Source organism: Sphingobacterium sp. BS-2 (genome assembly GCF_046161205.1).
GTDB classification, from domain to species: Bacteria; Bacteroidota; Bacteroidia; order Sphingobacteriales; family Sphingobacteriaceae; genus Sphingobacterium; species Sphingobacterium mizutaii.
In genome coordinates this window covers 113451-125710 of sequence record NZ_JBIXGO010000010.1, presented here as the reverse complement: position 1 = coordinate 125710, position 12260 = coordinate 113451, and the positions used below count along the sequence as shown (strand labels likewise).

General features: G+C 39.0%; 13 protein-coding genes. 10 read left to right on the top strand and 3 right to left on the bottom strand.

Annotation, left to right across the window (positions count from 1 at the left end):
* Positions 1–7: 7 nt before the first annotated feature.
* From ACK2WI_RS03640 to ACK2WI_RS03620, 5 genes are all read left to right on the top strand, one after another.
* Complete coding sequence (locus ACK2WI_RS03640) at positions 8–652, top strand: hypothetical protein (protein ID WP_409149805.1); 645 nt, start codon at positions 8–10, stop codon at positions 650–652.
* Positions 639–1589, top strand: coding sequence for a hypothetical protein (locus ACK2WI_RS03635; RefSeq protein ID WP_409149804.1), 951 nt, complete (start codon positions 639–641; stop codon positions 1587–1589). Before ACK2WI_RS03640 ends, ACK2WI_RS03635 begins: the two co-directional genes overlap by 14 nt.
* A gap of 5 nt (positions 1590–1594) precedes the next feature.
* Positions 1595–2404 (top strand): alpha/beta hydrolase, encoded by an 810-nt coding sequence (locus ACK2WI_RS03630; protein ID WP_409149803.1) that lies wholly within the window; start codon positions 1595–1597, stop codon positions 2402–2404.
* Between the two features lie 146 nt (positions 2405–2550).
* Entirely contained in the window at positions 2551–4887 is a 2337-nt protein-coding gene (locus ACK2WI_RS03625; protein WP_409149802.1) for a TonB-dependent receptor, read from the top strand.
* A gap of 1 nt (position 4888) precedes the next feature.
* Positions 4889–5695, top strand: a complete 807-nt coding sequence (locus ACK2WI_RS03620) for a DUF4249 domain-containing protein (protein WP_409149801.1) — start codon at positions 4889–4891, stop codon at positions 5693–5695.
* On the opposite strand, the gene ACK2WI_RS03615 is transcribed toward ACK2WI_RS03620, so the two are convergent.
* A complete protein-coding gene (locus tag ACK2WI_RS03615) occupies positions 5684–6298 on the bottom strand; it encodes a polysaccharide deacetylase family protein (protein WP_409149800.1) in 615 nt (204 codons plus the stop codon). The two genes, ACK2WI_RS03620 and ACK2WI_RS03615, sit on opposite strands and share 12 nt — an antisense overlap.
* 68 nt (positions 6299–6366) lie before the next feature.
* Between ACK2WI_RS03615 and ACK2WI_RS03610 the strand changes: the two genes are divergently transcribed.
* The gene (locus ACK2WI_RS03610) at positions 6367–7272 is read left to right on the top strand and encodes a ComEA family DNA-binding protein (protein WP_409149799.1); all 906 of its coding nucleotides are present in this window, start codon (positions 6367–6369) and stop codon (positions 7270–7272) included.
* 5 nt (positions 7273–7277) lie between these two features.
* A complete protein-coding gene (locus ACK2WI_RS03605) occupies positions 7278–7811 on the top strand; it encodes an adenine phosphoribosyltransferase (RefSeq protein WP_409149798.1) in 534 nt (177 codons plus the stop codon).
* Positions 7812–7915: 104 nt separating this feature from the next.
* Here ACK2WI_RS03605 and ACK2WI_RS03600 read toward each other — a convergent pair whose 3' ends face one another.
* Both ACK2WI_RS03600 and gpmI read right to left on the bottom strand, forming a co-directional pair.
* The gene (locus tag ACK2WI_RS03600) at positions 7916–8440 is read right to left on the bottom strand and encodes a hypothetical protein (RefSeq protein WP_409149797.1); all 525 of its coding nucleotides are present in this window, start codon (positions 8438–8440) and stop codon (positions 7916–7918) included.
* Between the two features lie 19 nt (positions 8441–8459).
* The gene (gene gpmI / locus ACK2WI_RS03595; protein ID WP_313367396.1) at positions 8460–9995 is read right to left on the bottom strand and encodes a 2,3-bisphosphoglycerate-independent phosphoglycerate mutase; all 1536 of its coding nucleotides are present in this window, start codon (positions 9993–9995) and stop codon (positions 8460–8462) included.
* A gap of 200 nt (positions 9996–10195) precedes the next feature.
* Between gpmI and ACK2WI_RS03590 the strand changes: the two genes are divergently transcribed.
* The 3 genes from ACK2WI_RS03590 to plsY all read left to right on the top strand — a co-directional run bounded on the left by ACK2WI_RS03590 (position 10196) and on the right by plsY (position 12194).
* A complete protein-coding gene (locus ACK2WI_RS03590; RefSeq protein ID WP_175486280.1) occupies positions 10196–10600 on the top strand; it encodes a DUF4783 domain-containing protein in 405 nt (134 codons plus the stop codon).
* A gap of 72 nt (positions 10601–10672) precedes the next feature.
* Positions 10673–11530 (top strand): carboxylating nicotinate-nucleotide diphosphorylase, encoded by an 858-nt coding sequence (gene nadC / locus ACK2WI_RS03585; RefSeq protein ID WP_409149796.1) that lies wholly within the window; start codon positions 10673–10675, stop codon positions 11528–11530.
* Positions 11531–11543: 13 nt separating this feature from the next.
* Positions 11544–12194: a glycerol-3-phosphate 1-O-acyltransferase PlsY gene (gene plsY, locus ACK2WI_RS03580; RefSeq protein ID WP_409149795.1), complete on the top strand. Its 651-nt coding sequence runs from the start codon at positions 11544–11546 to the stop codon at positions 12192–12194.
* The last annotated feature ends 66 nt before the right edge of the window (positions 12195–12260 follow it).

The following is a 12260-nucleotide window of genomic DNA, read 5'->3' as shown; positions in this document are numbered from 1 at the left end:
AGAGATTATGAAAAAGATAACAACTTTAGCTTTGCTAGTTTCTACAGCGGTTTGGATGGGTTCATGTGGTAATTCAAACAAAACCGAGGGTGGTTCAGGTGATTCCACGGCGACAACGGCTTCTACTGCTTTGAAACCGATGACCAACACAGCAGATGGGAGTTTGCTGCACCTGTACTTTGATTTAACAAATCCTAGCCAGACTGATTCTTCTATCGTTTATGATGCAAAAGCAGAATACAATAATGAGCCTGTGGGCTTTAAAGTGGAGGTGCTGAAGACCATTGATGCAGGTATTAATGCGCAAGGGCAACCAGATGAGGAATTAGGATTTAGGAAAGGATCAGTGCGGATTACCTCCAATGGAGCTCCTTCTGATAATTTCGTGAAATCATTGGGTACTTTGTTCAATTTGCCTACAGATGGTAAGATGACTACCAACACTTTGGTTCCTTTGGTATTTTCATCGAACAAAGAGAAAGTTGATCTTTCAAAGCCTGGAACCTATAGTTTTAAGTATTTCTTTGATAACAGTTCTGGCAAGGAAGCTGAGATTTTTGGTTATGTTGATACCTACAAACAATCCTTCGAACTTGGTGAAAAAGATTCAACCAATCGAGCAGCATTAATTTCTGCATTTGAAGGTAAATAAAATTTATTTAGTGTATTTTAGAGGACCAGTTAAAAGCTGGTCCTTTTTTATGCAATTACACTACATCAGGTTAATATTTTGTCTATTTTTTCTAGTCCTGGGCTACAATGAATTGCTTGCTCAAGAGGTTCTTCATTCTGAACGTGTATCCAAGGGAAAGGTTAGCGATCCTGCACTGGATGAGATATCCGGCATAATTGCTTCTATTAATAATCCGGGAATGTTTTGGGTACATAATGATAGTGGGGATGAGGCCAAAGTTTATTTGATTGATTCGGCTGCTAGGCTTATGTGCAGCTTTCAATTGGAGGGCGTAGAAGCTAAAGATATCGAAGATATTGCCTGGGTAGAACTAGAGGGGCAATCTTATGTAGTTTTAGCGGATATTGGTGATAATTTGGCGGAACGGTCCAATCTGTCCCTTTACGTCTTTCCTGAACCGGTTTTGAAAAAGGGAGTGAAGCAGGATTCGATTGCAAAGGCTAGCATTTCCATCAAGCAATTGAAATATCCAGGAAAAGCAAGAGATGCTGAGGCCGTTTTTATTGACCCTTTGGATAAGCAATTCTATTTGATATCGAAAAGAGAATTTAGGTCTTCATTGTATTCTGCGGATATCTTCAAGGAAAAGAAGCAGATTTATCTGCTCAATCCCAGATTTAGTTTTCCTTTTACTTTTATTACAGCGGCAGATATTTCCCCTAAAAGGGATGCTGTCATCATGAAAAACTTAACTAGCATATTTTATTGGTCTATAGGTAGAAATGATTCTTTGCTTGAAGCATTGAAGAAGCAACCTTTGCCAATTCCCTATGAACCGGAGCCACAAGGTGAGGCAATCACTTTTGATCGAAAATCTGATGGGTTTTTTACAATAAGTGAGCGTCCTTTTGGCCTTGACTCGTATCTTTATTATTATCATATATCAAAACACTAAATCCTATGAGAATAATTATATCCTTACTGTTCTTGTTCCTAAGTTCGGGATTTGTCCGAGCGGCCAAGGTGGATACCATTGCCGTGCATAGTGCGGGCATGAATAAATCGATCAAGACGGTTGTTATTCAACCGGAAGGGTCAAAAAAGAAAGATCTGCCCACCTTATATCTTTTACATGGCTACTCTGGAAATTATGCTGATTGGGTAAACAAGGCACCTGTAATCAAGGATTTGGCAGACCAATATGGAATATTGATCGTTTGTCCGGATGGAGGTTTTGGTAGTTGGTATTGGGATTCAGAAATTGATCAAAATTTTAAATACGAGACTTTTGTTGCCAAAGAATTGGTGGATTATATTGATGGGAAATATCCGGTCATCAAAGACCGCAAGAAGCGTGGCATCACTGGGTTGAGCATGGGCGGGCATGGAGCGCTTTATTTAGCAATCCGCCATCAAGATGTTTTTGCAGCTGTAGGTAGCACCGCTGGTGGTTTGGACATCCGTCCGTTTCCTAATAATTGGGATATGGCGAAAAGGATAGGAGCGTACGACCAACATCCACAAGTTTGGGATAGCCATACAGCGATGGAATTAACACACTTGATTAAACCAAAATCATTAGAAATTTTTATCGATTGTGGCACGGATGATTTTTTTTATGCGGTAAATCATAAATTTCATGAAAAATTAGCCTACTTAAATATCCCACATCGATATTTAAGCATGCCAGGGGCTCACAATTGGGATTATTGGGGTAAATCAATTCAATATCAACTAATATTCTTTCAAGAGTTCTTTTCTAGAGCATAGGATTATGACTATTTTGGATAAATTATTTGCTACATTGAATAATATTAATAAATTTGGACTTTATACGAGATTATAAACCTGTAAAAGCCATTTTGTTGTTCAGAATGGCTTTTTTACTTTTGACCATGATTTTTAACCTAAAGCGAATGAAATCGCTATCTCAATGCATGAGCATCAGTCTCATAATGCTGTTAGTTTTTGTATGTGATTTTGCATCTGCCCAAGAAAAATTAACCTTAAGTGGTTATGTTCGTGATGCCAATTCTGGTGAAAATTTAATTGCGGCTGTAATTCGAGTAAGAGCGCTTAATTTAAGCACTTATTCCAATAACTATGGGTTTTATTCTATCTCGTTGCCGGAAGGAAAGCATGAGATCGAAATCTCCTATGTAGGTTATGCCACTAAAGAAGAGCAAATTGAAGTCAATGCCTCTAAGCGTCATAATTTTGAATTGGTTTCCAATTCGAGTGTTATCGAGGAAATCGTTGTTACCGGCAAAAAGGAGGACGACCATGTCACTTCTGCGCAAATGGGTAACCTGAAGTTCAGCATGGAGGAATTGAAGAATATACCGGTCCTTTTTGGTGAAAAGGATGTGTTGAAAAGCATTCAATTACTTCCTGGTGTTTCTTCCGGGGGTGAAGGTAGTGCAAATTTCTATGTGCGTGGGGGTGGCGGAGACCAAAATTTAATCTTATTGGATGAGGCTACCGTTTATAATGCATCCCATTTAATGGGCTTTTTCTCTACTTTCAACTCTGATGCCATCAAGGATGCCAATCTGTACAAAGGTGGTATTCCGGCGCAATATGGTGGCCGTATATCTTCGGTAATGGATATCAGCATGCTGGATGGTAATAATAAGAAGTTCAGTGCCGAAGGTGGGATCGGTTTGATTGCCTCCAGATTGAAGCTTGAAGGACCAATTGTAAAGGATAAAAGTTCCTTTATGATCAGTGGTCGCCGTACCTATGCGGATCTGTTCTTGAAGTTTTCTTCGGATGATAGGGCCAAGCGAAGTAAACTGTATTTCTATGACTTGAACGCCAAATTCAACTATAAACTGAATGATCGGAATACCATTTACTTATCGGGTTACTTTGGAAAGGACGATTTAGGCTATTCAGATCTATTTGCATTTGATTGGGGTAATTCAACGGCGACAGTACGTTGGAACTCCATCATCAATCCGCAATTGTTTAGCAATACTTCCCTTATCTATAGTGATTTTGCCTATCACGTTAATGTAAACAGTGATGATTCAAAGTTTAGGATTGCCTCGAAGATCAGGAACTTAAACCTGAAACAAGACTTCTCCTATTATTCCAACGATAATAGTACCATCCGATTTGGTGTCAATCTATTGCGTCAAGAAATCCGTCCTGCCAGCATCAGTGCAGTCGACGAATCGGATATCAATAGCATCACGATCGAAAGTAGACAAGGTGTGGAGGCTTCGGCCTATATATCCCATGATTGGAAGCCTTTTGAGAAGCTTTCCTTGATCTATGGACTTAGATTAAGTGATTTCATGGTGATGGGACCTGGTACCTTCTACGAATTTAATGAAGAGGGAGATGCGACTTCTGAATCTTATTATGAATCAGGGATCGCGAAGCATTATTTCAATATTGAACCAAGACTGTCACTTTCTTATGCCTTCAATTCAAGCAACAGTATCAAAGCGAGCTTCAATAGGATGACCCAGAACCTGCACCAGTTGACCAATACCACGGCGAGTTTGCCAACCGATCAATATATGGTGAGTAGCATGAACGTCAAGCCTCAAATTTCAGATCAAGCTGCTTTGGGCTACTTCCGTAATTTTAGGGATAATACCTATGAGTTTTCCATCGAAACCTATTACAAGTTTATGGACAACCAAATTGACTTCCGCAATGGCGCAGACCTGCAGGCCAATAAACAACTGGAAGGTGAGCTATTGTATGGTATAGGTCGTTCTTACGGGGCAGAATTCCTGATGAGAAAGAAAAAAGGAAAATTGAACGGTTGGATTAGCTACACGCTTTCGAAGAGTGAAAGGCAGTTTGACCAGATCAATGATGGTACTTGGTTTAATGCAAGGCAAGACCGTACGCATGATGTTTCTTTGGTGGGAATCTACCAGATGTCCAAGAAATGGACCTTGGGAGCTACCTTTGTATATTATACAGGGAATGCCATTACCTTCCCAAGTGGTAAATACCTAATCGATGGAAGGACCATGTTCTACTATGAGGAACGTAATGGTTATAGGATGCCTGATTATCATCGTTTGGATCTGTCGTTAACCTATGAGCCTAAGAATGAACGTAAGAAATTCCATTCTAGCTGGGTATTTGGCGTCTACAATGCCTATAACCGTAAAAATGCTTATGTAATTGATTTTAGAGAGAATAAAGAGAATGCTAATATCACTGAAGCTTATAAAATAGCCTTGTTTGGAGCTATTCCTTCAGTAACCTGGAACTTTAAATTTTAAAATGATGCAAAAGAGATCGATATATAGTTTGTTCATTTTTTCCTGTATACTCTTATTTAGTAGTTGTGAAGAGTTGATTGATGTGGACCTTAACAAGGTCAATCCACAGGTCGTGATTGTTGGGGATATGAACAATGAGGAGAGTAGCCATGAAGTTCTTGTGACGAGGACGGTTGATTTTGATGAGCCGAGACCTTATGAGCCTATTTTGGACGCATCTGTGTTCATTCAATTGGGCAATGGAAGGACCTTTAGGTTTAATTCCATCGGCGAGGGCAGGTACGCTAATTCCAATATGCCTATTTCAGTAGGAGAAACCTATACTTTAACCGTTACGGTTGATGGCAAGGAATATAAATCTATCACCAGGATGCTGCCTTATATCGAGGTGGAATCCATTGGTGTCAATCAGGAGACGATATTTAATAATACCTATTACTTCCTGAACTTTAAGTTCTATGATCCGGAAGGCGAGGATAACTACTATAGGTACAGCATCAAGATCAATGATGGACCTTTTAAATCAAATGCTGTTTTCTCGGATAAATACAATAATGGCAATGAGGTAACTCACCAATTGGGTAGGGAATATGGCAATGAAATCAAGCCAGGCGACCAATTGTTAGTTAGAAGGTATGTGATCAGTAAAGAATCGTATAATTATTGGTCTGAATATATGTCAACTAATCCAGGAAGTGCTTCTCCAGGTAACCCAACATCCAACATCAGTAATGGTGCATTGGGTTATTTCAGCGTAAGCAGTGCAAGGGATTATACCGTTGATATCGCTAAACCCTCAGACGAATAAGGTTTTAAATTGATACCCTCTTTCCAACAGGGTATCAATGCTTTTCGGTAAAGCATATTTCACATTATCAATAGCCTTGATATTGTCGTGAAAGACAATGATACTGCCGTTTCGAGTGTAGTCAACACAGTTTCTATAACATTGTTCTGGGCTGATCTTATGATCGTAATCGCCCGTTAATACATCCCACATGATGATTTTGTAGTCTTTGGACAAGATCTTCATCTGGGATTTTTTGGCTCTGCCATAAGGTGGGCGGAATAAGGTTGTTTTAGTTAATGCATTGCATTTGGCAATATTATCCAGATACTTTTCGTCTTCGGTGGCCCAGCCTTTCAGATGATTGAAGGTGTGGTTTCCGACGGCATGTCCTTCATCAAGGATCCTTTGGAAAATAGCAGGATGTTTCTGGACATTTTCTCCGACACAGAAAAAGGTAGCCTTGATGTTTTTATCCTTTAAACAATCCAAGATCCAGGGTGTGATTTCTGGAATAGGACCGTCATCAAATGTTAAGTATATATTATTTCTATCTTTTTCTTTTCTCCAAATCGCCTGTGGATACACATAATTGAGGATAAAAAAAGGGCGGACAAAATGCATATTGTATCAATCAGATATTTTTACAAATTTAATCAAAGTTTTAACAATGGATTAGCATAAGTTTTTTGATGATGCGGAAGCTTGCCGAGTACTTTCAACTGACCCAAAAGGAGCAAAGGGGTATGTTGCTTTTGATCTGTATCTTATTCCTGCTCTTTTTAGCCCATGTATTCCTCCCGCTATTTTTCCCAAAAAAAGAAATCCAAATCAGAATAGAACATTTTCCGGTAACTGAAACTGCTGACCCTGATTCAAAGGTGAAGGCATATTCAGCTAATAAACCAATTTATAGAGGAAAGCCTAAGACTGAACTCTTCAGGTTTGATCCGAATACCTTGGACAAAGAAGGTTGGCAAAGACTGGGATTAAGTAGCAAACAGGCACAGGTAATCATCAATTATAGAAATAAGGGAGGAAGGTTTTACAAGAATGAGGACCTAAAGAAAATATATTCGCTACATGAGGAAAAACTGCAAGAAATCCTTCCTTATGCGGAGATAGCCGAGCTGGAGAAAAGCGATTTCGTTGCAGCAAAACCTAACTTTGAAAGAAAGGAATTTGCTAAAAAGAGGAATCGGGTTGTAGAAATCAACAGTTCAGATAGCTTAGCATTCATGGAATTGCATGGCATTGGTCCAGCATTTTCAAGACGTATTGTTCGTTTTCGGGAAGCTTTAGGAGGTTTTGTAAAAGTTGAGCAGATTGCAGAGGTATATGGCTTGCCCGAAGAAACATTTCAGAACATTTTACCTTATCTAAGCATCGATACAAGTTTGGTCAAAAGGCTTGAGATCAATCATGTCAATCAGAGTGATTTAGGTAAACACCCTTATGTAAAGTACAAAAGAGCACAGACCATCATCAATTATAGGAAACAGCACGGTGCATTTAAATCCATGGCCGATTTAAGGAAAGTTCTTTCGTTGGATGAAGATTTTTTCCGTAAAATTGAACTTTATTTGGATTTTAAATAACATCGATGATTGAAGAACAACTGAAGGCCTATATTCGTGATATTCCTGATTTTCCACAACCAGGGATAGTATTCAAAGACATTACCCCCTTATTGCAACAACCTGAATTGGTAAAATTGGCAGTAAAGGAGTTTGTTAGAAAACTGGAGGGAATAGAGATTGATGTCATTGCCGGAATTGAGAGCAGAGGTTTCTTATTCGGATTCCTTTTAGCACAGGAACTCAACAAACCATTTGTGCCGATCCGTAAGCAAGGGAAATTGCCATTCCATACCATTTCCGAATCCTATAAACTTGAATATGGTCAAGCGACCATAGAAATGCATGAAGATGCAATACAAGAAGGAACGAAGGTATTGATGCATGATGATCTATTGGCGACAGGAGGAACGGTTGTGGCTGCGAGTAAATTGGTAGAAAAGCTTGGCGGTGTCATTACAGGTTACTCCTTTGTGATAAGCTTAGATTTCCTGCAAAGCGCTGGAAGGTTGACACGATTCAGTGAAAATATTATTTCATTAGTCCACTATGAAGATTAATTAAAACAATCTTATTAAAAGGTGGTTTATTGAGTTAGACGACGCTTATTAATAAAAAAGGCTCGAAACAGTATTGTTTCGAGCCTTTATATTTTTGGACGGTTTTAAAACTCGCCTTGGACTTTGTAATAATTTGCACCCATTACTTTTACCTGCTGGTTCTTTTCTACCAAATAAAAATTATTCTTCTCATAAACCAGAAATTCAGAGGTTTTGTAAAGTGTGTTCCGAACTTCCTTCTCAATGGAAATCATTTCAAGCTGTCCAGCTTTGTCCATTTTAATCCGTACGCAGGACAAATCTAATTCCGGATTAGTAAAACTATATTGAATCAATGAATCTGTCGCATCAACTTTAACAAAACCGGCATAGGCTGGTTTATTCAAGTCAATAGCCTGAAAGCTGGATAGCTCTACCTGCCAATCTTTGATCTTTAGTTTTTTGGTTTCTTCTTGCTCGTCCTTTTTTACCGTTTTATTGATTTCAGGATTTAACGCTGCTAAGGAGTCTATTTCCTTTTGGAAAAAAGCAGGGATGTCAAAATATTTCTCTTGACCCGCCTGTTGCTTTTTCCCTTGGCTGCTGTTACCGCAACTATAAAAAGCAGCAGTAAGGATCACTGCTGCCACGATTTGAATGTTTTTTATATTAATATACAAGGACATCTCCTGTCATTTCGGTAGGGATAGGTAAATTCAACAGCGCCAATACTGTAGGAGCAACATCACCCAATTTACCGTCTTTAATGTTTTTATATTGATTATCGATCAAGATACAAGGAACCAAATTGGTCGTATGGGCAGTATTCACTGAACCATCCTCGTTGATCATGAACTCGGAGTTACCATGGTCAGCCAAAATTATAAAGGAATAGCCATTGTTTATTCCTGTTTCAACCACACGCTTGGTGCAAGCATCCACTGTTTCCACTGCTCTAACAACTGCTTCAAATACTCCAGTATGACCAACCATATCAGGGTTTGCAAAGTTTAAACAGATGAAATCTGGACCATTATCTTCCATATCCTTACAGATAGAGTCGGCAATGATATTTGCGCTCATCTCTGGTTGTAAATCATAGGTAGCAACTTTCGGTGAAGGAATCAATAATCTTCTTTCACCTTCGAATTCGTTTTCACGACCACCAGAAAAGAAGAAAGTAACGTGAGGATATTTCTCAGTTTCAGCAATCCTAACCTGTGATTTATGTTGAAGGGATAAGGTTTCACCCAAAGTCTGGGTAAGGTTATCTTTTTGGAAGATTACTTTCACATCTTTAAACGTATCATCATACGAAGTCATTGTCACATAGTACAACTTCAATGGATGCATATCATATTCCGGAAATGCTTGTTGCGTAAGGGCAACAGTGATCTCACGACCACGGTCTGTACGGAAATTATAACAGATAACCACATCACCTTCTTGAATGGTAGCTTTAGGAAGGCCATTGGCATCAACCATTACGATTGGTTTTAGGAATTCATCCGTTACACCTTCGCCATAGGATTGTTCGACCGAAGCGACAAGGTTATTGGAAGGGATACCGATACCCTTAGTTAATAGGTCATAAGCTTGTTTTACCCTTTCCCAACGGTTGTCACGGTCCATGGCGTAGTATCTACCAATTGCCGAAGCAATTGTGCCTACAGAATGTTTCAAGTGATTTTCTAAATCAGTAATATAACCAGCACCCCCATTAGGGTCAGTATCACGACCATCCAAGAAGGCATGGATAAACACTTGATCATTTGTAAGGTTAGCAACCTGCGCTGCATCCGTCAAGGCTTTAAGATGTTCAATATGTGCGTGTACACCTCCATCAGAAAGCAAACCAATGAAATGTACCTTTTTGTTATTTGTTTTAGCGTATTCAAAAGCACCTTGTATAGTCGGGTCTACTTTGAAGACACCTTCTTGGGCAGCTTTATTGATACGACCTAATTCTTGGTAAACAATTCTACCAGCACCTAGGTTCATATGGCCAACCTCAGAGTTGCCCATTTGACCAGCAGGTAATCCTACGGCTTCGCCAGATGCTTCAAGTTTGGAGTTAGGATAGGTTGAAAGCAAATAGTCTAAAAAAGGAGTGTTAGCGGCTATTACAGCGTTTGAATTATCATTTTTTCCGTAGCCTAATCCATCCAGGATCAATAGTGCTACTTTTTTATTTTCAGAACTCATTACACAAATATACTCATAATTCATAAAAATGTTAAGGAATGGCAGGGTATAGTTTGTATTGCAACAAATTAGTGAATATGTGTTTTTAACAAGGATTGGCATAATTTTCGCTTATTGTTCCTCGGAAAATGAATTTAATGTTTAGTGGCTGTTATGAAATATAATGAGCTGCTTTTGACACCAAGTCAATTATGTTAGGAATGTGGAATGGTTATTGGAAAAAAATAAGGCAGATTGCTCTTGCAATGCTGCTTTTGCCGTTTCTATTGCTCACTAGTTTTCAATCTGACGTAGCTTTAGAGCTTTTAGGTGCTCTAAAGGCGAACAACGCCAAGAACGTGGCAAACTTTTTTGGGCAAAATGTTTCTCTTTCCATCAAGAATGATTCAGGTTATTATTCAAAGTTCCAAGCTGAAGTGATATTGAGCGACTTTTTCCGGTTGACCAAAACCTCCGAAGTTAAACAGGTTCAACGAACTAACAGCAGTAACAACAGTTTTTATATAGTCTATCAGATCAAGACAAATCAAGGTTCTTACCGTGTTTTTGTCAAGTTAGTTCAGTCGGGGGGAGATGCCCAAATCAATGAACTTCGGATAGAATAATGTTTAGTTTTTCGTATTTAAGTTTCCATATAAATATATTTTTATTCATCTTCGCTTAATTTTAAATTGTAAATGGAGAGAGAATTCAAAGATAAACTAGTACATTTTGTTCAAGAAGCCCTTGTTGAAGATGTAGGAGCAGGGGATTATACCTCATTATCTACGATAAAAGAAGAACAATTAGGAGAGGCTCAATTATTAGTCAAAGAAGAGGGTGTCCTTGCAGGGATGGAAGTGGCTAAAGAAATATTTTCTCAAATTGACCCATCCATAGAATTTACACAGCTTATCGCTGATGGCAGCTCTGTAAAATACGGAGACATCGCCTTCAAAATAAAAGGTAAAATCCATACTATTCTTAAAGGTGAACGTTTGGTGCTCAATATCATGCAGCGCATGTCTGGTATTGCTACCCAAACTGCCCAATATGTGCAGGCCATAGCTGGAACTGCTGCAAAGGTATTGGATACCCGGAAGACAACGCCTTTATTAAGGTTTTTGGAGAAGAAAGCTGTTGAAATCGGAGGAGGTTCCAACCATCGTTTTGGTCTATATGATATGATCTTGATCAAAGATAATCATGTGGATTATGCTGGGGGTATCTCAGCTGCGGTAAATGCAGCCTTTGATTACAAAAAACAAAACCAATTAGATATTGCGATCGAAGTAGAAGTCCGGAATTTTGAAGAATTAACCGAAGTCCTAAAACTACAGGCTGTGGATCGTGTTATGTTAGATAACTTCAGTCCTGCTCAAGTGAAGGAGGCCGTTGATTTAGTTGGGGATAGATTGGTGACGGAGGCTTCTGGCGGGATCACTTTGGATACGATTGCTGAATATGCAAAAACGGGGGTAGATTTTATCTCTGTAGGGGCATTGACGCATTCCGTCAAAAGTCTGGATTTAAGCTTAAAAGCAAAACTTATTTAGTAAATTGCTGTAAATGATATCAATATACCTTGTTGGAATTGTCATATTAGCATATCTTTTCGGTTCGATCCCTACTGCGGTATGGTTTGGGCAGGCATTTTATGGAGTTGATGTACGTGAATATGGAAGTGGAAATGCTGGTGCCACCAATACCTTCCGGGTATTAGGCAAAAAGGCTGGTTCCATTGTGATGTTCGTCGATATTTTGAAAGGATGGACTGCAACCAATTTACCTTATTTATTAGATGCCACGATTGTAGGAAACCATGATGCTCCTCAATTTGTCAATGTTCAATTGGCATTGGGGGTAATCGCTGTTTTAGGACACTTATTTCCCGTTTTTGCTGGCTTTAGAGGCGGTAAAGGTGTGGCGACCTTATTCGGGATGGTCCTTGCGATCCATTGGCCTGCAGCGCTGGTATGTGTATCAGTTTTCCTAGTCGTACTCCTAGTCACGCATTATGTATCCCTCAGCTCCATTATGGCTGGCTTCGCCTTCCCATTTAGTGTAGCATTTATTTTTAAGACCACCGTACCTTCCATTCTCTTATATGGAATCGCAATTTGTGCCCTAATTTTAGTCACTCACCAGAAAAACATAGAGAGACTGCTCAAAGGCAAAGAATCCAAAATATATTTATTCAAGAAAAAAACACAGGATTAAACTTTTGGGTACAAGTTTTGTTTAATACTTCAAGATAATTTAAATGTATTAGATAAACTAAATCAA